Origin of the sequence: Parageobacillus caldoxylosilyticus NBRC 107762, from assembly GCF_000632715.1 — a bacterium.
In the GTDB taxonomy this organism is placed as follows: Bacteria; Bacillota; Bacilli; order Bacillales; family Anoxybacillaceae; genus Saccharococcus; species Saccharococcus caldoxylosilyticus.
Window position 1 is genome coordinate 72,531 of sequence record NZ_BAWO01000013.1, and the last position, 22,860, is coordinate 95,390.

At 44.7% G+C, this 22,860-nt stretch carries 25 protein-coding genes and 1 riboswitch; of the genes, 20 read left to right on the forward strand and 5 right to left on the reverse strand.

Annotation, left to right across the window (positions count from 1 at the left end; genetic code table 11):
• From GCA01S_RS05625 to GCA01S_RS05690, 15 genes are all read left to right on the forward strand, one after another.
• Complete coding sequence (locus GCA01S_RS05625) at positions 1–1,134, forward strand: conserved virulence factor C family protein (protein WP_042407945.1); 1,134 nt, start codon at positions 1–3, stop codon at positions 1,132–1,134.
• Between the two features lie 201 nt (positions 1,135–1,335).
• Positions 1,336–1,773, forward strand: a complete 438-nt coding sequence (locus tag GCA01S_RS05630; RefSeq protein ID WP_017434152.1) for a BrxA/BrxB family bacilliredoxin — start codon at positions 1,336–1,338, stop codon at positions 1,771–1,773.
• A gap of 102 nt (positions 1,774–1,875) precedes the next feature.
• Positions 1,876–2,007: a YuzL family protein gene (locus GCA01S_RS19220; protein WP_017434151.1), complete on the forward strand. Its 132-nt coding sequence runs from the start codon at positions 1,876–1,878 to the stop codon at positions 2,005–2,007.
• A gap of 247 nt (positions 2,008–2,254) precedes the next feature.
• Positions 2,255–3,418 carry an LL-diaminopimelate aminotransferase gene (locus tag GCA01S_RS05635; protein ID WP_017434150.1) on the forward strand — a complete coding sequence of 388 codons (1,164 nt, stop codon included), beginning with the start codon at positions 2,255–2,257 and terminating at the stop codon, positions 3,416–3,418.
• A gap of 16 nt (positions 3,419–3,434) precedes the next feature.
• Positions 3,435–4,046 carry a YpjP family protein gene (locus tag GCA01S_RS05640; RefSeq protein ID WP_017434149.1) on the forward strand — a complete coding sequence of 204 codons (612 nt, stop codon included), beginning with the start codon at positions 3,435–3,437 and terminating at the stop codon, positions 4,044–4,046.
• 132 nt (positions 4,047–4,178) lie between these two features.
• On the forward strand, positions 4,179–4,886 hold the full coding sequence (locus GCA01S_RS05645; RefSeq protein WP_017434148.1) for an anthrax toxin lethal factor-related metalloendopeptidase: 708 nt from the start codon (positions 4,179–4,181) through the stop codon (positions 4,884–4,886).
• A gap of 62 nt (positions 4,887–4,948) precedes the next feature.
• Positions 4,949–5,743, forward strand: coding sequence for a thymidylate synthase (gene thyA / locus GCA01S_RS05650; RefSeq protein ID WP_017434147.1), 795 nt, complete (start codon positions 4,949–4,951; stop codon positions 5,741–5,743).
• A gap of 12 nt (positions 5,744–5,755) precedes the next feature.
• Positions 5,756–6,244, forward strand: coding sequence for a dihydrofolate reductase (locus GCA01S_RS05655; protein WP_042407947.1), 489 nt, complete (start codon positions 5,756–5,758; stop codon positions 6,242–6,244).
• Positions 6,245–6,351: 107 nt separating this feature from the next.
• On the forward strand, positions 6,352–6,792 hold the full coding sequence (locus tag GCA01S_RS05660) for a YndM family protein (RefSeq protein WP_017434145.1): 441 nt from the start codon (positions 6,352–6,354) through the stop codon (positions 6,790–6,792).
• A 169-nt stretch (positions 6,793–6,961) separates the two neighbouring features.
• A complete protein-coding gene (ilvA, locus tag GCA01S_RS05665) occupies positions 6,962–8,233 on the forward strand; it encodes a threonine ammonia-lyase IlvA (RefSeq protein ID WP_042407949.1) in 1,272 nt (423 codons plus the stop codon).
• 107 nt (positions 8,234–8,340) lie between these two features.
• Entirely contained in the window at positions 8,341–8,592 is a 252-nt protein-coding gene (locus GCA01S_RS05670; RefSeq protein ID WP_042407952.1) for a YpmP family protein, read from the forward strand.
• Positions 8,593–8,710: 118 nt separating this feature from the next.
• Positions 8,711–9,553 carry a DegV family protein gene (locus tag GCA01S_RS05675; protein ID WP_017434142.1) on the forward strand — a complete coding sequence of 281 codons (843 nt, stop codon included), beginning with the start codon at positions 8,711–8,713 and terminating at the stop codon, positions 9,551–9,553.
• Positions 9,554–9,584: 31 nt separating this feature from the next.
• A complete protein-coding gene (locus GCA01S_RS05680) occupies positions 9,585–10,151 on the forward strand; it encodes an SCO family protein (protein WP_042407956.1) in 567 nt (188 codons plus the stop codon).
• 71 nt (positions 10,152–10,222) lie between these two features.
• Positions 10,223–11,014 (forward strand): SGNH/GDSL hydrolase family protein, encoded by a 792-nt coding sequence (locus GCA01S_RS05685; protein WP_042407957.1) that lies wholly within the window; start codon positions 10,223–10,225, stop codon positions 11,012–11,014.
• The gene (locus tag GCA01S_RS05690; protein WP_017434139.1) at positions 11,011–11,586 is read left to right on the forward strand and encodes a YpmS family protein; all 576 of its coding nucleotides are present in this window, start codon (positions 11,011–11,013) and stop codon (positions 11,584–11,586) included. The genes GCA01S_RS05685 and GCA01S_RS05690 overlap by 4 nt, the downstream gene beginning before the upstream one ends.
• A gap of 26 nt (positions 11,587–11,612) precedes the next feature.
• Here GCA01S_RS05690 and GCA01S_RS05695 read toward each other — a convergent pair whose 3' ends face one another.
• Together GCA01S_RS05695 and plsY are read right to left on the reverse strand one after the other, a co-directional pair.
• Entirely contained in the window at positions 11,613–12,977 is a 1,365-nt protein-coding gene (locus GCA01S_RS05695; RefSeq protein ID WP_042407960.1) for an RsmF rRNA methyltransferase first C-terminal domain-containing protein, read from the reverse strand.
• 96 nt (positions 12,978–13,073) lie between these two features.
• Entirely contained in the window at positions 13,074–13,667 is a 594-nt protein-coding gene (gene plsY / locus GCA01S_RS05700; protein WP_017434137.1) for a glycerol-3-phosphate 1-O-acyltransferase PlsY, read from the reverse strand.
• Between the two features lie 193 nt (positions 13,668–13,860).
• Between plsY and GCA01S_RS05705 the strand changes: the two genes are divergently transcribed.
• Complete coding sequence (locus GCA01S_RS05705) at positions 13,861–14,286, forward strand: OsmC family protein (protein WP_017434136.1); 426 nt, start codon at positions 13,861–13,863, stop codon at positions 14,284–14,286.
• Between the two features lie 100 nt (positions 14,287–14,386).
• On the opposite strand, the gene GCA01S_RS05710 is transcribed toward GCA01S_RS05705, so the two are convergent.
• Positions 14,387–15,847: an aldehyde dehydrogenase family protein gene (locus GCA01S_RS05710; protein WP_042407964.1), complete on the reverse strand. Its 1,461-nt coding sequence runs from the start codon at positions 15,845–15,847 to the stop codon at positions 14,387–14,389.
• 283 nt (positions 15,848–16,130) lie between these two features.
• Between GCA01S_RS05710 and GCA01S_RS05715 the strand changes: the two genes are divergently transcribed.
• On the forward strand, positions 16,131–17,762 hold the full coding sequence (locus GCA01S_RS05715; RefSeq protein WP_042407969.1) for a bifunctional metallophosphatase/5'-nucleotidase: 1,632 nt from the start codon (positions 16,131–16,133) through the stop codon (positions 17,760–17,762).
• Positions 17,763–17,807: 45 nt separating this feature from the next.
• Here GCA01S_RS05715 and pepT read toward each other — a convergent pair whose 3' ends face one another.
• A complete protein-coding gene (gene pepT / locus GCA01S_RS05720) occupies positions 17,808–19,040 on the reverse strand; it encodes a peptidase T (RefSeq protein ID WP_042407971.1) in 1,233 nt (410 codons plus the stop codon).
• Positions 19,041–19,194: 154 nt separating this feature from the next.
• Positions 19,195–19,328, forward strand: a riboswitch (FMN riboswitch).
• A 156-nt stretch (positions 19,329–19,484) separates the two neighbouring features.
• Between pepT and GCA01S_RS05725 the strand changes: the two genes are divergently transcribed.
• Positions 19,485–20,066 (forward strand): ECF transporter S component, encoded by a 582-nt coding sequence (locus GCA01S_RS05725; protein WP_017434132.1) that lies wholly within the window; start codon positions 19,485–19,487, stop codon positions 20,064–20,066.
• 69 nt (positions 20,067–20,135) lie between these two features.
• Here GCA01S_RS05725 and GCA01S_RS05730 read toward each other — a convergent pair whose 3' ends face one another.
• A complete protein-coding gene (locus GCA01S_RS05730) occupies positions 20,136–20,747 on the reverse strand; it encodes a sulfite oxidase-like oxidoreductase (protein ID WP_042407972.1) in 612 nt (203 codons plus the stop codon).
• A 335-nt stretch (positions 20,748–21,082) separates the two neighbouring features.
• Between GCA01S_RS05730 and GCA01S_RS05735 the strand changes: the two genes are divergently transcribed.
• Positions 21,083–22,417, forward strand: a complete 1,335-nt coding sequence (locus GCA01S_RS05735) for an MFS transporter (protein ID WP_017434130.1) — start codon at positions 21,083–21,085, stop codon at positions 22,415–22,417.
• A 36-nt stretch (positions 22,418–22,453) separates the two neighbouring features.
• Positions 22,454–22,825, forward strand: a complete 372-nt coding sequence (locus GCA01S_RS05740) for a sensory rhodopsin transducer (protein ID WP_042407975.1) — start codon at positions 22,454–22,456, stop codon at positions 22,823–22,825.
• Positions 22,826–22,860: the final 35 nt, after the last annotated feature.

A 22,860-nucleotide genomic window follows, 5' to 3' on the forward strand; every position in this document is an offset into this window, starting at 1 on the left:
ATGAAAATTAAATCGATTGAACCGACGCCAAGTCCGAATACGATGAAAGTGCTCTTAGATGAGGAGCTGCCGTTTGGCACGAGCCATAACTATAAGCCGGACAATGTCGATACGGCGCCGCCTCTGATCCAAGAGCTGATGAAAATCGAAGGCGTTAAAGGGATTTACCATGTCGCTGACTTTTTGGCGATTGAGCGCAATCCCAAATACGATTGGAAAGGAATTTTGACAAAAGTTCGTGAAGTGTTCGGTGAAGATGTAGAAAGCGAGCAAGAGACGGCTAAAAAGCCAAACGAACATTTTGGCGAAGTAAAAGTATATGTGCAAATGCTTTACGGGCTGCCAATGCAGGTGAAATTGACGGACGGAGAGCGCGAGCACCGCGTCGGACTGCCGAAGCCGTTTGTCGATGCGGTGCTTGAAGCGCAAAAATATGCGGGTAATGTGGTGCTCGAGCGGAAGTGGGTGGAAAGAGGAGTTCGCTACGGCACGTTCGAAGAAATTGGAAACGAAATTGTTGAAGAGCTTTCCGCCGCCTATCCGCCGGAGCGGTTAGAGCGGATCGTGCAAATGTTCCGCCGCGGCGAGCAAGAAAAAACAGCGCAAAAACGACCGAACATGAAAGTAACGAAAGAAATGCTCGATGATCCGGATTGGCGGAAACGGTATGCGGCGCTAGAACAAATGGCAGAGCCGACAGAAGACGATATTCCGGTGCTGGCGAAAGCGCTGAAAGACGAAAAGGTGGCGATTCGCCGCTTGGCGACCGCGTATTTAGGAATGATCGGCGGCAAAAAAGTGTTGCCGTATTTGTATGAAGCGCTAAAAGATAAGTCGGTGTCCGTCCGCCGCACCGCGGGCGACTGTTTGTCTGATATCGGCGATCCGGAAGCGATTCCGGTGATGATAGAGGCACTGAAAGATCCAAGCAAGCTCGTTCGCTGGCGCGCTGCCATGTTTTTATATGAAGTCGGTGATGAATCGGCATTGCCGGCGTTAAAAGCGGCGGAAAACGATCCAGAATTTGAAGTAAGCATGCAAGTGAAAATGGCAATTGAGCGCATTGAAGGCGGCGAGGAAGCGAAAGGATCGGTTTGGAAACAGATGACGGAAAGCAGAAGAAAGGGCCAATAGTAAAACATGATAAAAATCGAAAAGGCTCGCTGCATACGATAACACCTTTTCTTTTTACGTCTTTGTCTATGGCAAAAATTTTATGTGAAATGTTTGCACTATTCATAACGTAATTACGTTCGTTTTAGTTATTTTGATTGATTTTTTAGGAACAAAATAGTATTCTGATGACAGCGAAAATGGTTTGGAGGGATTGTTGTTATGTCGATGGCTTACGAAGAATATATGCGCCAGCTTGTGCAGCCGATGCGCGACGAATTAGTGAACGCCGGATTCCGCGAACTGCGCACAAGTGAAGAAGTGGAACAATTTATGGAAAATGTCGAAGGCACAACCTTTGTCGTTGTGAACTCCGTTTGCGGATGTGCAGCAGGATTAGCGCGCCCAGCGGCAACGCAGGCGGTATTGCGCAGCGAGAAAAAACCGGATCATTTAGTGACGGTCTTTGCCGGCCAGGATAAAGAAGCGACGGCGAAAATGCGCGAATATTTTGTTGGCTACGCCCCTTCATCTCCGTCAATGGCGCTGTTAAAAGGAAAAGAAGTCGTCCACTTTATCCCGCGCGAAGAAATTGAATTTCAATCAATGGAAACTGTAATGGAAAACATTATGAATGCGTTTGAAAAGTATTGCGATTAAGGATGCTATCTAGCATCCTTTTTTTCATATAGATGATGGTAGATTTCGAAAGGGAATAGAAACAGGGAGGAAAGGGAACGTTAAAAGCGGAGGTGACGTAAGGTGGCAAAGCGGAAAAAAGATCCGTCGAAAACCGGGGTTAGTGCGCCAAACGTGAAAGGACAAGGAACAACGCAAACGGAAACTGGAGCGTATGAGCTCGATTCCGCCCGCAAAAAGACAAAAATTGATTAACAACAGAAAAACTCGCAGCCATCCTGCGAGTTTTTCTTATGCGTTGGCAATACAGCTGTAGATAAAATACAAAAGCGTAATAATGCTTGCAGCAAAAAAGACCGTATTCATATGATGTCTCCCGCCCTTCCCTCTATGTTTCTTTCCATAAAGTATGATACACTATTCATATACTCATAGTATATACCATTTCAAACAGAAAAAGAAAGCGGTTTTCCGCGACGCAAGTTGGGGGAGAGATCGGAACATGAAACTAGCTATGCGAATGAATGCTTTTTCTGCGTCTATTTTTGCCGAATTATCAGCATATAAACAGCAAAAACGCAGCGAAAACGACGACTTGATTGACTTAAGCATCGGCAGCCCTGATTTGCCGCCGCCGCCGTTTGTCATGGAATCGCTTAGCCGCTATGCCAACGATCCACAAGCGTACGGCTATACCTTAAAAGGAACAAGTGAATTTCATGAAGCGGTGGCATATTATTATCAAACTTCACACGGTGTCACGCTTTATCCGGAAACGGAAATTACGTATACAATCGGTTCGCAAGATGGGCTTGTTCATTTGCCGATGGCGTTTGCCGATCCGGGGGATATCATCCTCGTTCCGGATCCCGGCTATCCGGCGTATGTAGCAGGAATTGCGATGGCGGAAGCGGTTCCGTATTTCATGCCGCTTCGCAAGGAGAATAATTTCTTGCCAAATTTGCGGGAAATTCCGCACGAGATTGCGGAAAAAGCGGTGATGATGTTTATCAATTTTCCAGGCAATCCCGTTCCCGCACTGGCGACGGAAGCGTTTTTCCGCGAAGTGGTGGAGTTTGCTAAACGATATAACATTATTGTTGTTTCCGATTTTGCCTATAGCGAACTGTATTATGACGGTCAAAAGCCGATCAGCTTTTTATCAGTGCCTGGAGCAAAAGAAGTCGGCATTGAAATCAATTCATTATCGAAAAGCTACAATATGGCCGGCTGCCGCATCGGCTATATTTGCGGAAATGAAGAAATCATCCGCGTGTTTAGCAATTTTAAATCGAATTTGGATTACGGCATTTTTTTGCCGATTCAGAAGGCTGCGGTGATGGCATTAACAAAAGGAGCTTCTTTTTGTGAACAAAGCCGAGCTGTGTATCAGGCGCGCCGCGACTGCTTTATAGATGGTCTCGCTTCCATCGGCTGGCATGTCGATCGACCGAAAGCAGGGATGTTTGTTTGGGCGGAAATTCCAGAGGGATGGACATCGCTTGATTTTGCGTATGCGTTAATCGACCGCGCCGGTGTGGTCGTCACGCCTGGCCATGCGTTTGGACCAAGCGGAGAAGGCTATGTGCGCATCGCTCTTGTGCAAGAAGAAGACAAGCTGCTGCGGGCGGTAGAAAAGCTGAAGCAGAGCGGGATTTTTCACTAAAGAGAGGTGAAGAGGCGTGAAGCTACCAAAATGGCTGCGTAAAACGCTCGTTGTCGCGATCACCGCCTGTACGTTTGGTCTCGTTACCCCGCCGTCTTCCTTAATGGCGGCGGACGAACCGACTACGGATGATGCCCGGTCTTCTGATTGGCCACAAGGTGATCGCGGCCCACAAACCGCGTCCGTTGCGGCTGAATCGGCAGCGCAAGCTCTGCCCGTTACCCGTCAGCAATTTATCGAGCAGACGATGGAGAAAGCCGCTCGGCAATCGTACGAAAAGTTCGGGCGCAAAATCGCCCCCGTTATTGAAGACGAGTTTCGCGATGTGATTTTGCCGCGCATCGAGGAAGTGATTGCGTCGCTTGCCGAGCAATATCCGGAAGAACAGCTGCAGTATTTGGCGGTGACGGAAAACCCATCAGGCGGGATGGGGGAACGCATTTTTCATATTTACCGCGTTGATAACGGGGAGGATATTATCCGTTTCCATGTCAGACGCGAACACCCGCCGCAAGATGGGTATTGGTTTCAGTTTCATTACCATACGTACCATGACGGTTTCCAAGCCCATTATGAACTGGGAAAAATTTATTGGGATAAAAATACGCCGCCGCAATGGCGGACATGATCGGTTTTATGAACGTTTCTCGGTGATCCCGCTTCCTTATTTTACGCATTTGTCCCTGTTTTTGTATGTGTTATAATTTTAATAGAAAAAGAGATTTTCATATTTGTAGTAAAAGAAGCGGGGGAAAGGTTCATGAAACGGGTTCTTTTTTGGATCATAACGGTGCTGGCAATCGTTCCGCTTCTTTCACTTTCCCCTTATCCTGCCGCACACGGCGTTTTGCTTGATGACAGCAATATGGGCATAAAACATACAATGCCGTACGATATATTAAGAAAAATGGTCATTGTTCCGGAAACGAATTTTTCCCATAAAGAGGCGAAAACAATGATTGATACGCTGGCCCATATCGACCCATCCATATTGCAAAAAGCGGCAGATCATCATATTTACATTCAGCTGTTGAACGGGAAGATTACCGATGAACCGTCGGCGAGATATTTACGCGGGAAAACGCCGCGCGGATATTTGTCCTCTTCGGCAACATGGGATGATGTTCCAGGGCTTGGCGGCTCGCATTTAGTGCTCGTTAGAATCGGTCACAGCGAGAAGGGAAAAGGGCACGGCTCGGTCAATTTGGAACTGCACGAGTTCGCTCATTCCATCGATTATATCGTGTTTAATCATATTCACGAGACTGCGGCTTTCCGTTCGATTTGGCAGGAAGAAGCAGCAAAACTGTTTCCGCATCATTATTATTTTCTTATGTATCCGGAAGAATATTTTGCTGAATCGTTTGCGTATTATTACTATAATGATGAGACACGCAGGCATTTGCAAATTGTCGCTCCCAAAACGTATCAGTTCATCCGCCATTTGGCCGAAAGAGCTCGTTTATGAGCTCTTTTTTCTGTTTCTGAATGAGACTCCTTTATGTTATGATAGAGCGTGAGGTGAGAACATTGCGTCAATACTTACAATTGCTAGAAGATATTTTAGAAAACGGGGTAGAAAAAGACGACCGTACTGGGGTCGGGACGTTATCTGTGTTCGGCCGTCAGCTGCGTTTTCATTTGCAAGAGGGCTTTCCGCTGCTAACAACTAAGAAGCTACATATCCGCTCGATTATTTACGAATTATTATGGTTTTTAAAAGGCGATACGAACGTTCGTTATTTGCAGGAAAACGGCGTGACCATCTGGGATGAGTGGGCTGACGAAAACGGGGATCTAGGTCCGATTTACGGAGCGCAGTGGCGGTCGTGGAAAGGGGCCGACGGCAAAACGGTGGATCAAATCAGCTGGGTCATTGAAGAAATAAAACGAAATCCGAATTCCCGACGCTTATTAGTAAGCGCCTGGAATGTGGCGGAGCTGGACGAGATGAAGCTTCCGCCTTGCCATTACGCGTTTCAATTTTATGTCGCCGACGGCAAGCTTTCCTGCATGTGGCAGCAGCGTTCCGTGGATACGTTTTTAGGCTTGCCGTTTAACATTGCCAGCTATGCGTTGTTGACGCATATGATCGCCCAGCAGTGCGATTTGGACGTCGGCGAATTGATTTTTAGCGGCGGCGATGTACATTTGTATAAAAATCATATGGAACAAGCGAAACTGCAGCTGACAAGAGAGCCGCGCCCGCTTCCGAAGCTGGTGATCAAGCGGAAGCCGGCATCGATTTTTGAATACGAATTTGACGATTTTGAAATTGTCGACTATGATCCTCATCCGCATATTAAAGCGCCGGTTGCAGTATAAAGGAGAGATACGATGATTTCGCACATTGTCGCCATGGATCAAAACCGCGTCATCGGCAAAGACAACCGCCTGCCATGGCATTTGCCGGCCGATTTAGCTTATTTTAAAAAAGTAACGATGGGTCACGCCATTGTGATGGGGCGTAAAACATTTGAATCGATTGGCCGGCCGCTTCCCGGCAGAGAAAATGTCATTGTCACTCGCAATCGTTCGTTTCAACCGGAAGGATGCAAAGTGTTGCACTCGATCGAGGAAGTGAAGCAGTTTGCCGCAAAATGCGATGATGAAGTGTTTGTCATCGGCGGCGCGGAGCTGTTTCGGGCGACGCTGCCGGTTGCCGACCGTCTTTACATTACGAAAATTGAGGCGAGTTTTCCGGGTGATACGTTTTATCCGGCTTTCAATGAGTCAGAGTGGCAGCTCGTTTCCTATACGAAAGGAATAAAAGATGAAAAAAATCCATATGATTATGCGTTTATCATTTATGAACGCAAACATTAACGTGTTTCGCCGTTTGGCGGGACACGTTTTTCTTTATGACCGAATAGAAGCAGCGCAAAAAAGGAACGATAACAGTAGTAAACAATGAGTGGAAATGGAGGAATACGATGAAACATATCGTTCCATTGGTGGTGAAATTCGTTGGCTGGAGCATCGCGCTGCTTTCCATCTTTGCGATTTTTAATGCCCCGTTGCTGCTGGTTTTGTTCATGGCGGCAGGAACCGCGCTCGCTTCTTATATTGTCGGCGATTTGCTGATTTTGCCCCGCTTTGGCAATTTTGTCGCTGTTATTGCCGATCTTCCGCTCTCGTTTTTGTTGATCTGGCTGGCAAGCTATGCGCTCATTGAACCAACGATGAACATGGCATACGCTTCCTTTTTCTGCACACTGGCCATCGGCGCCATTGAAGCATTTTTTCATTTGTTTATGGAAAACCATATTCTTGAAGAAGCGAGAAAGGAACAGGCGTACCGCTGGTATGACGAAGGGAGATGGGCGACGGAGTTTGCCGAGGAATATGAACGGGAGAAAGACGACCGCACATAAGACGGTCGTCTTTTTTTAGATGCAAAAAAAATGCAGCAATACATCATCGTGCTGCCGCCAAGCATAAATGTTTTTATAAACTTTTTGAAAATTCCCTTTTCTTTTTTAAAATTTGTGATATAATTTACAAATTAAAAAAACAACTTAGAAAGAAAGGGAAAGAAAGAGTATGGAACAACAACTGAAACGAAAACAAGGGACCGTTTACGTGGAAGACATTTTAATCGCTTATCATACGTTAAAAGACGTTGTCTATCATACTCCACTGCAAAAAAATCCCCTATTGTCGGAACGATACGAATGCAACGTCTATTTAAAGCGCGAAGACTTGCAGGTGGTCCGTTCGTTTAAAATTCGCGGCGCTTACAATCGAATGAAGCATTTAAGCGCGGAAGAACGGAGAAAAGGAATCATTTGCGCGAGCGCGGGCAACCATGCGCAAGGGGTCGCGTATTCATGCCGGGCGCTCGGTGTGCATGGAAAAATATACATGCCGGCGACAACGCCGAGACAAAAAGTCTCGCAAGTGCAACTGTTTGGAAAAGATATGGTAGAAATTGTGTTAGTAGGCGATACGTTTGATGACTCCTTTAACGAGGCCATGAAGTGTGCGAAAGAAGAAGGCCGTACGTTCATTCATCCGTTTGATGATGAGTATGTCATCGCCGGACAAGGGACCATCGGCGTTGAAGTGCTCAATGACTGCGAAGAACCGATCGATTTTGTGTTTGCGAGCATTGGTGGCGGTGGATTGATGGCTGGGCTTGGTACATATATCAAGAGCATTTCCCCAGCCACCAATATTATCGGCGTCGAACCGGCAGGAGCCCCGTCGATGAAATCCGCACTTGAACAAGGTCGTGTTGTGACATTAGAGGAAATTGATAAATTTGTAGACGGGGCGGCGGTCAAAACAGTTGGTGAAAAAACGTTTGCCCTTTGCAAGGAAATGCTTGATGACATTGTTGTTGTCCCAGAAGGAAAAGTATGCACGACGATTTTGGAATTATATAATGAAAACGCGATTGTCGCGGAGCCGGCGGGGGCGCTTCCGATTGCGGCGCTCGACTTTTACAAAGAGAAAATCCGCGGCAAAACGGTCGTCTGCGTTATCAGCGGCGGCAACAATGATATTGACCGGATGCAGGAAATTAAAGAGCGGTCAATGATTTACGAAGGGCTGCAGCATTATTTTATCGTGAATTTTCCACAGCGCGCCGGCGCACTGCGCGAGTTTTTGGATGAAGTCTTAGGACCGACCGATGACATCACCCGCTTTGAATACACAAAGAAAAACAATAAAGAAAGCGGTCCGGCTTTGGTCGGCATCGAGCTAAAGCGCCGCGAAGATTACGCGCCGCTGATTGAACGGATGAAGAAAAAAGGCTTTCCGTTTCAAGAAGTGAATAAAGATCCGAAGTTATTCCACTTGCTCATTTAGAAAAAAAGCGCGAAAAAAGTCGGAAAGATTTCGCGCATTTCTGACATACTTTTTCACCGGTTTGGTGTATAATAAAAGTAAATCGGTGAAAAAAGAGGATTGATATTTTGTTATTCAAAAGCCTAGAGTTCAAAAACGCTTATGGGCAAAAGGTGAAGATTATCGAAATTCCAGTATTGGAGGAAGATAACACGTATCGATTTATGATTCAACTCCGTTTAGAAACGTTTATTGCCAAAGTATATCGATCCCCAAATGATCGTTCTGTGTATTCGTTTCGCGAATATTTGAAAAAAGTATTAAAATGGCCAGTGTACGAACAAATTTTTAAAACGAATGTATTAAAAAACAACGCGTAACACTTTCACAAGTTGTTTTGCCTCGGGCAAAACAACTTTTTTCTTTGGTGGTTTTGTATAGGAATTTTTCTCATTTCATTATATAATTGTACAGAAAGCTATATTTAGGAGTGAATGCATGAAAAACGTAAAAATTGTAACCGACTCGACGGTGGATTTATCGAAAGAGGTGCTCGAGGAACACGGAATTGAAGTCGTCCCGCTTCATTTTACGATTGACGGGGAAGCGTTGATCGACCGCGTCACGATTACGCCTGATGAGTTTATGAAAAAAATGAAAGCGGCAAAGGAGCTGCCGAAAAGCTCGCAGCCTTCTGCCGGTGAGTTTCTTTGCGCCTACGATCGTCTTGGCGAGGATGGAAGCGAAGTCCTTTCCATTCATATGTCTGGCGAGCTAAGCGGCACAGTCCGCTCCGCCCAGCATGCCGCGAACATGTCCAAAGCGAACGTGACCGTCGTCGACTCCCAGTTTATTTCGTGTGCGTTAGGCTTTCAAGTGCTGGAAGCGGCGCAATTGGCAAAAGAGGGAAAAAGCGTAGCGGACATTGTCAGCCGCCTGCAAAACGTTCGCCGTCATACCCGATTATACGTCATGCTTGATACGCTCGAAAATCTTGTAAAAGGCGGGAGAGTTGGCCGTGGGAAGGCGCTGGTCGGTTCGCTTTTAAATATTAAACCGATCGCCGCGCTGGACGATGGCATGTATACGCCGATCACGAACGTGCGCAGTTATTCACAAGCCGTTAAATATTTGACGAATCAATTGATTTCAGATATTGCGAACAAAACGGTGCGGAGGGTGGCGATTGCTCATTCTGATGCGCTCGCTTTAGCGGAACGGCTGAAACAATCGATTATCGGGGCGATAGGATATCAGCACCTTGATATCGTTCAGACGACACCGGTCATTTCGATTCATACCGGAGCGGGAGCGGTTGGGCTTATGTATTATACCGACTAAGATATGGAATAGAAGATGGGGGCACGAAAAGATGAAAAGAATGCTGCTTCTTCTTGCTATCGTTCTGCTTGCTGCCTGCGGAAAAACGATTCCCGATGCCAAAAACTGGCCAGTTAGTAGTTTTACGTTTACGGACCAAAATGGGAAGCCATTTGGTTTAAAAGATTTAAAAGGGAAAGTATGGGTTGCCGACTTTATTTTTACAAATTGTGAAACGGTTTGTCCGCCAATGACAGCCCATATGGCCAAGTTACAAAAGAAGGCGAAAGAAAAAGGGCTCGATGTTGAATTTGTCTCATTTAGTGTGGATCCAGAAGTAGATACACCGGAAAAGTTAAAAGAGTATGTGAAAAAATTTGACGGTGATTTATCAAACTGGCATTTGCTTACAGGATACAGCCAGCCAGAAATTGAGAAATTTGCCGAGAAAAATTTTAAAACGATTGTAAAAAAACCGGAAAATGAGGATCAAGTGATCCATGGAACAGAGTTTTATCTTGTTGACCAAAACGGTACCATTGTTCAAACTTATAGTGGAGTGCAAGATGTTCCGTATGAAAAGATTTTAGAGCATATCGAAATTTTGCAGTCGTCCTGAAGGGCAAAAATGTAGGCGCATTTTTGCCTTTTCGTGTTTTCTCTGTTTGCGGCATAAGGTAGGTGTAGATCATGAAAAAATGGGGATTGCTTTTTTTATTATTGTTCTATTGCGCCGGCTGTTCTTCGCAGCAGGCAATCAATGCCAGCTTGCCTGAACGGCAAATAAAGCTAGCACCGCGTATGGTTGCCAATGATTTTTTTCCAAAAGATATCCGCGTGCTCGCTCTTGGCGATTCATTAACGGAAGGAATAGGGGATCGCGAACAAAAAGGCGGATATATTTCGCGCTTGCGCCAACAATTATTACAGCATAAAGGGGTGCGGACGATTACGGTCGTCAATTTAGGAAAACGGGGATTGCGGATTAGCCAGCTTGACGACGTCGTCCATCAACATATAGAAGCAGTTGAACAAGCTGATTTGATTTTCATTACGATCGGCGGCAATGACATGATGAAAATTGTCCGTTCCCATTTTTTTGACTTATCATATGAACTGTTTGCTAAAGAGCAAAAACGGTTTGCCGCTCGGTTGGATCATTTATTGGCTACGATTCGCGCCGCCAATCGACATGCCACCATTGTTCTTATCGGGTTGTATAATCCATTTTCGAGCTCGCTGTCCAATGTTCCGGAAATTGACGATGTCATTGAGCTATGGAATAACGGCAGCAAAGAAGTATTAAAACGTTATGACCGTACAATATTTGTAAACGTGAAAGATTTATTTGACAACCGTGATGATATGTTATACAGCGATCAGTTCCATCCGAATGAAATCGGCTATGAACAAATGGCAAGACGAGTATATGACGAGCTGACAAAACATGAAGAGATGTGGCTAAGGAGATCGGAACAATGAATTGGAAAAAGTGGTTTTGGGCATTAGTGATATTGGACATTGCCGTTGTCGTGCTGCTTGCGGCGTGGCTGTTTCAGCCGGCTAAGCCGATTTCGGTGCCGCCGCCGAAAAAAGCAAAAGGGGCGACATTTACGGTATATTCGCACAAAGAACATTTGAATACGGTAATCAATGATTATATTCGCAAAAAGACAAAAGATCATCCGCTGCAATATCGCGTCTGGCTTGATGACCGCGTGTATGTGGCAAGCAAGCTTCCGGTATTCGGCCGGGAGCTTGACCTCGTCGTTTCCTTTATTCCAAAAGTGGTTAAAGGTGGAAATGTGGAGCTGCAACGTCCGGAAATATCACTGGGAGAGTGGGAGCTTCCCGTCACCTATGTCTTAAAATATTTGCGAAAACATGCGCCGCTGCCGGATGAAGTGATCATTGACCCAGTGGCAAACCGCGTTTATGTGGCGCTCACCGATATTCGTTTCGGCAACGGTTATCAAGTTTCCGCCCGGAAAATGGATTTGGCAAAAGATGAAATTGTATTCACGTTGACCATTCCGACATCGGCAAAACAATAAGGGCCGCTGATCAGCGCGCCCTTTTTCTACATCATTCGTAATCCTTTCGGATAAAAGTTTTTCAGCATACCTTTTACTTCTTTTCCCCAGCCGAGCGGATAGCCATCAACGGTCACAAGCAGCCAGCCGCGGTCTTCTCCCGTCTGGATCGTTTCCCCGCGCAAATATTTTAGACATTCGACGCTGTCGCTTGACAAGTCAAGGGAGTAACGAACTTCTTGCGGCTTTAGCGATAAGGCAAGCGCGTGGTTTGGCTCAAACCGTTGCTTTTTCGCTTCTCCTAAGTGCAGTCCTACCCGTACCACTTTTAGGCCATCGAAATTCGGACAGTGATCAGGCAAGGCGAAAAGATGATGTTGAAAAGCATACAACGGTTTGGTGATTTCTATCTGTAACACTTTCTGTTCAAACTGTCGATAATCGCGAATCATTTGTTTGGAGACGTTCGATTTGGCATAACGCCCATTCCATGAAGGAGAGGGGCCTGTTTTTTTTATTTTCGCGACAAAATGGCCTTCTCCTTTTAACGAATGTGGCCATAGCCGGGCCGTTCGTTCTATTTCCTCCAAGTTCGTGTTCGTCCATTCCGGTCTTCCTGGCTGAATGCCATGAACTTTTTCAATCGATAGCAATTCAAGATCATCATATGTTTGTAAAAAAGCTTCTATTGTCTGTTCGTTTTCTTCGGGAGAAAACGTGCAAGTGGAATAAACGAGAATGCCTCCTTCTTTTAACATCTCATAGGCGTATTGCAAAATATGCTGTTGTTTGATGGCGCATTGTTCGACGTACGCCTGGCTCCAATATCGAACGGCTTTCTCGTCTTTTCGGAACATGCCTTCCCCCGAGCATGGAGCGTCTACTAAAATTTTGTCAAAAAACCCAGGGAAATATTTCGCGAGCTTTTCCGGTGTTTCATTCGTAACAAGCGCGTTTGTAACGCCCAACCGCTCGATATTTACCGAAAGTGCTTTGGCGCGTTTCGGATGAATTTCATTGGCGATAATCAGCCCTTGATTTTTCATCATTGCCGCAAGCTGAGTCGTTTTTCCGCCAGGTGCGGCACAAAGGTCAAGAACCGTTTCCCCCGGATTCGGTTTTAACACCTCAGCCACAAACATCGCGCTCGGTTCTTGGATATAATAGAGCCCTGCCGCATGATACGGATGCTTTCCAGGTTGTTCGTCTGCATCATAATAAAAGCCGGTAGGGCAAAACGGAACGGGGGAAAGTGCAAACGGGACGATCGTTAAAAATGCTTCTCGGTCGATTTTCAACGGATTGAACCGTAACCCGTTTGCTTTTTCTTCCCGATAGGTGGAAAAAAAACGAGAAGCTTCATCTTTTAACAGCCTCTCCATTTTTTCGATGAATTCGCTTGGTAATTTCAATGATCAAACTCCTTTCCTGTCCGATCAAATGGCTTGTTTTTATTATACACTTGATCAAGTGTTCGATAAACGATGTTTCAAAATGACGCGATGGTGCTATTTTCCGCCTAACCATTTGATTTTTGGTTCCGTTTTGTTGATAATGCGTTTTATATTCGCGCGGTGACGGTAAAAGATAAACGCCGTTAATAACAATACTGCGATCATTAGCGGAATATCATCAGTAAAGAAGATCGTATAAATAACAGCATATACCCCGGCTAACATCGAAGATAATGAAACATATTTGGAAATATACAAAACAATGAAAAAGACAATAAGAAGGGAAACGAATAAAAGCGGTGAATAAAACAACATCACCCCTGCTGATGTAGCAACCGCTTTTCCGCCGCGAAATTTAGCAAAGATCGGATAGATATGCCCGAGAACCGCGCACACTCCTGCCAAAAGCGGATGTACGTGAACGGAAAATAATACAGGTAAGCTTGCTGCTAATGTTCCTTTCAAAATATCTCCGCATGTGACCATAATCCCCGCTTTTACGCCAAGCACACGAAATGTATTTGTCCCTCCTAGGTTTCCGCTTCCATGCTCGCGAATATCGACTCCGTATCCTATTTTTCCAACAAGGAGCGCAAACGGAATCGACCCAAGAAGGTAAGCTGCGATCAAAATGAGTGCTTTTTCCATCAATCTCCCTACACCCTTTACTCATCAAATTTGTGCATGTTTTTATTTTATCATGCATGAAAAAAAACGGTAGATAGAAAAATAGAATATGTATACGAAAAGATATTTTTTTTGCATTTATTTTTTTGGCAAAGTAAACTGAATAGTAACATCATTTATTTCACCGCTGGAGCAAAAAGAGGAGGAAGAAAAAGTGAAAGCGAAAGTGACGTGGAATGGGCAAATGTCATTTACAGGGATGAGCGCTTCGGGAGTGGAAATCCCGATGGATGCCTCCAAAGAAGCAGGGGGGCAAGATTCTGGAGCGAGACCGATGGAATTGATTTTACATGGGCTTGCCGGATGTACGGGAATTGACATTATATCGATCTTGACAAAAATGCGACTTGAGGTTCGTTCGTTTTATATGGAAGTGGAAGGAACCCGTGCGGACGATCATCCGAAACGGTTTACGGATATTCACATTCATTATGTGTTAGAAGGGGATTTGCCAGAGGACAAAGTCGTCCGCGCCATTCAATTGTCTAAAGAGAAGTACTGCTCTGTATCCCATTCGTTAAATGCCGACATTACGGCAAGCTACTCGATTAATGGTGTGAAAGGGGAAAAACAGTTGTAAAAATCCAACAAGTCACGATTCACGCCAATACAAGCGAATTTTAAAAGGGGCTGATTGGAAAGCAATTCTGCTTTTCGGTCAGCCCCTTTTTCTTGGATTACTAAAACGGATAGCGGCGATACTCTTTTTGAACCGATACCCATTTTGTCATCGTAAACTCTTCCACAACCCACGGGTTTCCGAACCGTCCGAGACCGCTCGCTTTTGTGCCGCCAAACGGGACGGTCGGGCTATCATTGACCGTCTGATCGTTAATATGTGTCATACCGCTTTCAATTTGTAAGGCTAATTGTTCGCCTTCGCTTAAATCTTCGGTGAAAATCGCTGAACTTAAACCATATTCGGTATCGTTCGCCATCGCGATCGCCTCGTCATCGGATTCAGCTTTAATAATGGTCGCGATTGGGGAGAACAATTCGGTTTGTGCCAGTTTGCTGTTATTATCGACATCGACAAATACAGTCGGCGTTAAAATGTTGCCGATTCGCTTTCCTTCGAGCGCCACTTTGGCGCCTTCTTTTTTCGCTTCTTCAATGATCGCCAAGGCTTTTTCGATTTGTTTTTCGTTAATCAGCGGACCGATGATCGTTTTCGGATCGCGCGGGTCGCCATACGGAAGTTTTTTCGCCCGTTCGACGAATTTTTCGACAAACTCATCATAATGGTTTTTATGGACAATGATGCGGTTAATAATCATACAAATTTGCCCTTGATGGATAAACTTGCCGAATATTGCTGCGTCAACGGCACGGTCCACATTGGCATCAGCAAGAACGACAAACGGGTTGTTACCGCCAAGCTCTAGCGCGACGCGTTTTAACATTCCGCCTGCAATCGCTCCGATATGCTTGCCGACAGCGGTCGAACCAGTAAAACTAATAAGCTGCGAATTCGGATTGGTCAACATGTCGTCGCCGATTTCATCGATATCGGTGAGAATGATGTTTAAAACTCCTTTTGGCAATCCGGCATATTCAAAGGCTCTTGCAATGATGGAGCCGCCTGTGAAGCATGTTTGGATATCCGGCTTATGTACGACGCTATTTCCTAACGCAATCGCTGGGGCGATCGTTCTCATCGACAAATTCATTGGAAAGTTAAACGGAGAAATCGATGTGATGACCCCTAATGGCAGGCGATAAATCCGGTTGATTTTTCCTTCTGTTTCCGACGGAATTTCCCTCACTTTTGTCAATTCATCCACCATGTTGATTGCTTCTTCGACAAGCCCAATCGATAAATCGACTTCCACATTCGCCTTAATGATGCTCCCGCCTGTTTCGCGGGCGATCATATCCATAATTGCATCCCGATTGGAACGTAAATATTCTGCCGCTTTGCGGAGCACTTCCTTTTTCTCTTCTGGGGATGTGTTCGCCCATTCTTTTTGTGCTTGTTTGGCGACGTCAAACGCTTCAGCAAGCTGTGTTTTCGTTGCCAGACGAATGGTTGCAATAACGGAATTGTCATACGGGTTTAAGTTATCATATGTCCGTTTGCTAAGTCCATCGATCCATTCGCCGTTGATGAAGCTTTTGTTGAATTGTTCATATCGTTCCATTAGAGACACCTCCTTTGTATACAGTGACAATCCTATTTTTTACACTCATGATTTTTGTTATGCATTACGTTATTCAACCTTTTAGGATAAAACGCGAGTGAATGACAAAAGATTTTTCCGTAGATTCATAGACAATCACGAATAGTTAGATAGAAAAAATACTATACAAATTTATGAAAAATTTACAATAGTTTAGCAGAAAATAAGTCATTTGACTCTATTATTTTGATAGAACAAAAAATTATGCTGAATAGTAGGAAAACAAAAAGGGGGAATTAATGTGATGAAATTTTCTTCAAAATGGCTGAAAACGGCTGTCCCTGCCTTGATGTTATCGACGATGATCGCTTCGGGAAATGTCTTTGCGGCTGGAAAAGCTGGCGATGAAGAAAAACAGCTGAAAGCGGATGCGTATCAACACCGTTACATCGATGTTCAATTGCTAGGAATTAACGATTTTCACGGACAGCTTGATGTAACAAGAAACGTTGGGGGAAGAGCGGTCGGGAGAGCGGATTATTTAGCTGCGTATTTGAAACAACGGGAAAGGGAAAATAAAAATACGCTTCTTGTCCATGCAGGCGATGCTGTTGGGGCTAGTTCACCTGTATCGGCACTGCTGCAGGATGAGCCAACGATAGAATTTTTAAATAAACTAGGTTTTGATGTAGGAACACCCGGAAACCACGAATTTGATGAAGGGGTCGACGAAATGCTTCGCCTTATTTATGGCGGAACACATCCAAAAACGGGCTATTTTCGTGGCGCGGACTTTCCATACGTAAGTGCGAATGTAATAGATAAAAAGACAGGCAAACCGATTCTTCCGCCTTATGTTATTAAAAAAGTGAAAGGGATGCCGATTGGCTTTATCGGAGTAACGTTGTCCGACACGCCAAGCATCGTCACTCCAAGCGGTGTGGCGGGGGTTACATTCACAGATGAAGCAGAAGCGATTAACAAAGCGGTGAAACAGTTAAAGCGGAGAGGAGTGCGTGCAATCGTTGTCCTTGCGCATAATCCAGGGGTGTCTAATAAAGATGGTTCCAATGCGAGTGGTGAAATTGTGGAAATTGCGAAAAAAGTGGATGATGAAGTCGACGTGATTTTTGCCGGCCATAATCATGCGTATTTAAATGCAGAAGTGGATGGCAAACTGCTTGTTCAATCGTATTCTTATGGAACTGCTTTTTCTGATGTCGATTTAAAAATTGATCGGCGAACAAAAGATGTTGTTGCGAAAAAAGCGGAAATCGTGACTACCTATCAAGATAGCATTAAGCCTGATCCAGAGATTACGAAACTAATTAACAAGTATGAAGAAAAGGTCGCGCCGATTATTAACCAAGTCGTCGGCACGGCAAAAACGACGATTAGCGCTGAGCAAAATGCGAGCGGTGAATCGGCTTTAGGAAACTTGATTGCGGACGCGCAGCGGACAGCGATGAAAACCGACTTCGCTTTTATGAACCCTGGCGGCATTCGCGCCGATGTTGAACAAGGGGAAGTGACATGGGGAGAGCTGTATAACGTGCAGCCATTTAGCAATCAACTAGTAAAAATGACGCTTACGGGAGAACAAATCCGCAAACTGTTAAATCAACAATGGCAGTCGAATCAAACGCGCATGCTGCAAATTTCCGGTCTTACGTATACTTGGGACGCAAGCAAACCGATTGGGGATAAAGTCGTCGATATTTATTTGCCAAACGGCGCAAAACTCGATCCAAATGCGGAATACACCGTTACGGCGAACAGCTTCTTGGCTGATGGAGGAGATAACTTCACGGTATTTACGGAGGGAAAAAATCGGGAAGTGGGACCGGTCGATCTGGATGCGCTCGTCGATTATATTAAACAGCTTCCGCAGCCATTTGATGCCCACATCGAAGGGCGCATTCAAAAACTGCGCTGAAAAACAAAGCTGGTTCCAAACAGCGGCTTGGAACCAGCTTTTATGTTACGCTTTTTGCTCGAACAGCTTGATAATTTCAATAATCACGTTCGTTGCTTTGATCATGTTGTCGACGGAAATATATTCGTAGCGGCCGTGGAAGTTTTCGCCGCCGGTGAAGATGTTTGGCGTCGGCAGTCCCATGTAGGAAAGCTGCGAACCGTCCGTCCCGCCGCGGATCGGCGAAATTTTCGGCTCAATATTTAAGTTTTTCATCGCTTCATAGGCGATATCGACGACTTCACGGACCGGTTCGATTTTTTCTTTCATGTTATAATATTGGTCTTTTATTTCGATCATGATTCGCTCTTTTCCGTACTTTTCTTGCAATTTTGCCGCGATTTCCTGCATTTTTGCTTTGCGTGCTTCAAATTGCTGGCTGTCAAAGTCGCGGATTATGTAATGAAGCATGGTTTCTTCGACATTTCCTTGAAAGGATAGCAAATGATAAAATCCTTCGTATCCTTCCGTATGCTCAGGCGCCTCGTTAGCAGGAAGCTGTCCGTGAAATTCCATCGCGATTTTCATCGAGTTGATCATTTTTCCTTTGGCAGTGCCCGGATGGACGTTTTTCCCTTTGATCGTGATTTTTGCTTCCGCGGCGTTAAAGCTTTCGTATTCCAATTCGCCGAGCGGGCCGCCGTCGACCGTATACGCAAATTTAGCGCCGAACTTAGCGACGTCAAACTTATGCGGGCCTCTGCCGATTTCTTCATCCGGCGTAAAGGCGACGCGCACTTTGCCGTGTTTAATTTCCGGGTGCTGAATTAAATAAGCCATCGCCGTCATAATTTCGGCGATCCCTGCCTTATTGTCTGCTCCCAATAACGTCGTGCCGTCGGTGGTGATGAGCGTATGGCCTTTATAGTTGGCCAATTCCGGGAAATCTTTTGGCGACAGGACAATGTTTAACGATTCGTTTAAGACGATATCGCCGCCGTCATAATTTTCGACGATTTGCGGATTGACGTTTGCTCCCGTAAATTCGGTTGCTGTGTCCATATGGGCTAAAAAGCCAATGGTTGGCACATCTTTATCTGTATTCGCCGGCAATGTTGCCATTACGTATCCGTTTTCATCCATTGTCACGTCTTTCATGCCGATTGCTTTTAATTCTTCCACCAACATGTTTCCAAGCTCCAGCTGGCCAGGAGTGGAAGGGCAAGTGTCGCTGTTTGGGTCGGATTGTGTGTTGACTTTAACGTATTTCGTAAAGCGTTCGATGATTTCCTGTTTCATCTAGCCACTCTCCTTACTATTTGCTATCTTTTTCCGTTTTTATTTTATCATAAAAATGTTGTGCAAATAAAAAACTTTGTTGCATAAAAAATGGTAGACAGAATTTATATAAAAATTGTATACTAAATGTACAATCGCATATAAAAAATATACGATTCATCTTCGGGGCAGGGTGAAATTCCCGACCGGCGGTGATGAAGCGATTGCGCTTCTCAGCCCGCGAGCCGCAAGGCAGGATCCGGTGCGAGTCCGGAGCCGACAGTATAGTCTGGATGGGAGAAGATGAAGGTTTGCCGACGTTCGAATGCGGCGCGCTCGAACGTCTATTTGAGCATACCCTTTTTCTCCCTTAAGTGTGAGCACTTAAGGGTTTTTTATTTGACGCTCAAGATGGCAGCCTTCTTTCTTGTGAGGATGAATCACGAGAAGGAGAGGAGAATCGACATGAGAAAAATGAATGTCCGCGCACTTGTCTTGATTGGGGTATTTAGTGCCATCTCGTATTTGCTGATGCTGTTAAACTTTCCGCTTCCGCCGTTTCCAAACTTTCTATTGGTGGATTTCAGCGACGTTCCGGCATTGATCGCCGCGCTTTTGTACGGTCCGCTGGCGGGAGTGCTCGTTGAATTGCTAAAAAATGTGCTGAATTATTTCGTGGTCGGCAGTCCTACCGGCGTTCCGGTCGGGCATATCGCCAACTTCATGGCCGGGATTACGTTTATTTTGCCGACATATTACGTATATCATAAAACAAAATCGAAAAAAGGAATGCTGGCTGGGTTAGCCACTGGCACCGCCGTCATGGCGTTGATGATGAGCGTATTGAACTACTATGTGTTTCTGCCGGCATATACGATCTTTCTGGGCGCTCCGGCGATGAGCGCGCCGGAAACAAAAGCGCTCGTCGTTTCTGCCATCCTTCCGTTTAATGCAGTAAAAGGCGTCATGATTACCATTGTCTTTATGCTTTTGTTTGCCCGGCTCAGCCCTTGGCTACAAAAACAAACAGCAGTCAATCATGTTTAGTCATAATAAAACGAGGACCCTTCCTGAGCGAAGCGGTCCTCGTTTTTCGTTCGGAAAGCTCTGTCACCATCACTTAAACGTGCCGGCCGGATTGGCAAAGCGTTCTTCTTTAAACGGATTGGCGGTCATCGAATAGCCGCGCTGTTCCCAATATCCCGGCTCGTCTTTTTTCATAAACCGGATGCCTGACGCCCATTTCGCCCCTTTCCATAAGTAAAACGATGCGGGCGGAATAAAGCGGAGCGGATAGCCATGTTTCGGGGAAATATCCTGCCAGTCATGATGTTTATCTTTCCAGCGGTACACAAACAACGCGTCATCGCCCATGAGCGCTTCAAGCGGCAAGTTCGCCGAATAGCCGAAGCGGTCTCCGTTCAAATAGCCGTAAATTTTCACATATTTTACATCCGGCTCCAGCTCAACAAAGCGCAAAAACTCGCGAAAAGCGATTCCTTTAAACGTTGTATCAAACTTTGACCACGTGGTCACGCAATGCATATCGATCGTCGATATCGTTTTTGGCAGCTCCATTACTTGCCGATAGGAAAGAGAGACTTCTTCTTTCACATCCCCAAATAAGCGGAATTCCCATGTTGATTCATCAAATTGATAGACATCCCCCTCATGGAGAATCGGCCATTTTTCCGTTTCAAATTGGCCTGGCGGCAGTTGTTTGGTCATTTATCTCCCTTCCTTTCTATTATGATCGTATGAACTAATCATACTGCTTTTACATAAAGTGATGCAACTATGTAAGGAAAAGGAAAAGATAATAAGAAAACGAGTAAAGCAATGACGAATAGATGAGACTTTTATAAGTAATATAGTTAAAACAAATAAAAATAACATATTCAAATAAAAACAAAAATATAATATAATTTAAAATAAACATAAACAAAAAAGGTGGGGATAAATAGAATATCTTAGAAGAGAATCAAAATGATAGTATCTCAATATTTTTCCGAATATTTTATTTATATTTAAAATTTAGTTAAAAAACAAAGGGGGAGAAAACAATGTCTGGTTATATTGGCATCAAGCAAACCAAAGGATGGAAGGCAACGATTTCAGTGGCGATGTCGAATTATATTGAAGCGGGTTCAATCGTTGCTGGAGCTGGAGGATTATCTCTTTGGGTGGAGTATTTGCATTTGAATGACATTGAAATCGGATTATTGGGTGCTGTGAGTGCAAATGCATTTGGAGCTGCGATTGGTGCTTTATTAGGTGGTTATCTTTGTGATAAGTATGGTCGCAAATTCATTTATACCTATGATTTGCTCGTGTACATGCTTGGAATGCTTTTTATTATCTGTTCAATAAATTTCCCTATGTTGTTGACGGGTTACATTATTACTGGTTTGGCAGTGGGAGCGGGTGTTCCGGCTTCTTGGACGTATATAGCTGAAGAGGCGCCGCATACAAAAAGGGCAGCACATACAGGAACAGCGCAGTTAGCTTGGTCCTTGGGACCAGTAGCGGCATTACTGCTTTCCGTATTACTAGCCCCTCTAGGTCTTCTCGGTAGCCGTCTTATTTTTGCGCATCTATTTGTAATCGCATTCATCACATGGTATATACGACGAGGTTTAGTGGAATCGTCCATATGGAAAGAAGAAAAAGCAAAACAGGAAGCATTGCGGGCTATTGGTCAACATTCCAATACTTCCTTGAGGGAATTATTTAGCAAAAAAGTAAATCGTAGGGCGTTACTTCTTTTACTTGGAGTCTATCTGTTTTGGAATTTAACAGCGGGGGCGATGGGCTTTTTTATGCCATATATTTATGAGACCGTCGGTGGATTGTCTGCAAGCACTGCGAACTTGTTGCAAGCAGTTCTTTGGATTTTTACCGTCCTTTCTACATACTTTGTCTTCATGCGGTTAGGGGATAAGAAAAGTCGTAGGGCGATATACGCTGTTTCTGCTATCATGGGTATTGTTGCTTGGGTATTACTGGTATATGCGAAAATGACAATTCCAGTTTTGCTTTTATTCGTTTTTCTGTGGGGTTGTTCTGCAGGTTTTGGGGCACAAGCGTTTTATGGATTATGGGCTAGCGAGTTGTTTCCAACCAAATATCGTGCAAGAGCTCAAGGATTTATGTTTTTTGTCGCGCGTGTTGCTGTAGGTATATGGTCTATCGTGATGCCGACGATTATCTCTAAGCTCGGGTTTAGTGTTGCGGGAAATATGATGATTATATTTCTAATCATTGCAGCAGTAGTTGGGATTGTTGGTGCTCCTCGCACACAGGGGAAAACACTTCAAGAAATAGAAAGAGAACGTTATGGAAGTGAGGAGAACGGAGAGTTGTATGCTTCGACCTCATCGTTAGAAGAAACGATGTAAGTGATATTTTAAAGAGTAAGTAAGGAGGAAAGAAAAATGAGCAGAAAAGGGGCAACACATTGGGTTATTCCAGACGGGTATATTCCGGTAGACAGTTCGGGGAAATTAATCAGTCACGAATCGATTTGTGTAGTGAACTTGCATGAGCAAGACGCCCATATTGACATCACGATTTATTTTGAAGATCAAGAGCCAATAGAAAAAATTTCTGTCACTGTCAAAGGAAAACGGACAAGACATATTCGCACTAGTTCTCTTGAGAAGGGAAGCAAAAAAATACCGGCGGGTGTTCCATACGCTTTAGAAATAGAAAGCGATATTCCGATTATTGTGCAATACAGCAGGCTGGATACCACACAAGCGGAACTAGCACTAATGTCTACGATGGCTTATCCAGTAGATAATTGAATGATTATATACATTCAAAGAAACATCAACATTTT

What these genes read in the sequence shown, in the direction of transcription:
- GCA01S_RS05625 (WP_042407945.1), top strand. Translation starts at nt 1, where the DNA reads ATGAAAATTAAATCGATTGAACCGACGCCAAGTCCGAATACGATGAAA.
- GCA01S_RS05630 (WP_017434152.1), top strand. Translation starts at nt 1,336, where the DNA reads ATGTCGATGGCTTACGAAGAATATATGCGCCAGCTTGTGCAGCCGATG.
- GCA01S_RS05635 (WP_017434150.1), top strand. Translation starts at nt 2,255, where the DNA reads ATGAAACTAGCTATGCGAATGAATGCTTTTTCTGCGTCTATTTTTGCC.
- GCA01S_RS05645 (WP_017434148.1), top strand. Translation starts at nt 4,179, where the DNA reads ATGAAACGGGTTCTTTTTTGGATCATAACGGTGCTGGCAATCGTTCCG.
- GCA01S_RS05655 (WP_042407947.1), top strand. Translation starts at nt 5,756, where the DNA reads ATGATTTCGCACATTGTCGCCATGGATCAAAACCGCGTCATCGGCAAA.
- GCA01S_RS05660 (WP_017434145.1), top strand. Translation starts at nt 6,352, where the DNA reads ATGAAACATATCGTTCCATTGGTGGTGAAATTCGTTGGCTGGAGCATC.
- ilvA (WP_042407949.1), top strand. Translation starts at nt 6,962, where the DNA reads ATGGAACAACAACTGAAACGAAAACAAGGGACCGTTTACGTGGAAGAC.
- GCA01S_RS05675 (WP_017434142.1), top strand. Translation starts at nt 8,711, where the DNA reads ATGAAAAACGTAAAAATTGTAACCGACTCGACGGTGGATTTATCGAAA.
- GCA01S_RS05680 (WP_042407956.1), top strand. Translation starts at nt 9,585, where the DNA reads ATGAAAAGAATGCTGCTTCTTCTTGCTATCGTTCTGCTTGCTGCCTGC.
- GCA01S_RS05685 (WP_042407957.1), top strand. Translation starts at nt 10,223, where the DNA reads ATGAAAAAATGGGGATTGCTTTTTTTATTATTGTTCTATTGCGCCGGC.
- GCA01S_RS05690 (WP_017434139.1), top strand. Translation starts at nt 11,011, where the DNA reads ATGAATTGGAAAAAGTGGTTTTGGGCATTAGTGATATTGGACATTGCC.
- plsY (WP_017434137.1), bottom strand. Translation starts at nt 13,667, where the DNA reads ATGGAAAAAGCACTCATTTTGATCGCAGCTTACCTTCTTGGGTCGATT.
- GCA01S_RS05710 (WP_042407964.1), bottom strand. Translation starts at nt 15,847, where the DNA reads ATGGAACGATATGAACAATTCAACAAAAGCTTCATCAACGGCGAATGG.
- GCA01S_RS05715 (WP_042407969.1), top strand. Translation starts at nt 16,131, where the DNA reads ATGAAATTTTCTTCAAAATGGCTGAAAACGGCTGTCCCTGCCTTGATG.
- pepT (WP_042407971.1), bottom strand. Translation starts at nt 19,040, where the DNA reads ATGAAACAGGAAATCATCGAACGCTTTACGAAATACGTTAAAGTCAAC.
- GCA01S_RS05725 (WP_017434132.1), top strand. Translation starts at nt 19,485, where the DNA reads ATGAGAAAAATGAATGTCCGCGCACTTGTCTTGATTGGGGTATTTAGT.
- GCA01S_RS05730 (WP_042407972.1), bottom strand. Translation starts at nt 20,747, where the DNA reads ATGACCAAACAACTGCCGCCAGGCCAATTTGAAACGGAAAAATGGCCG.
- GCA01S_RS05735 (WP_017434130.1), top strand. Translation starts at nt 21,083, where the DNA reads ATGTCTGGTTATATTGGCATCAAGCAAACCAAAGGATGGAAGGCAACG.
- GCA01S_RS05740 (WP_042407975.1), top strand. Translation starts at nt 22,454, where the DNA reads ATGAGCAGAAAAGGGGCAACACATTGGGTTATTCCAGACGGGTATATT.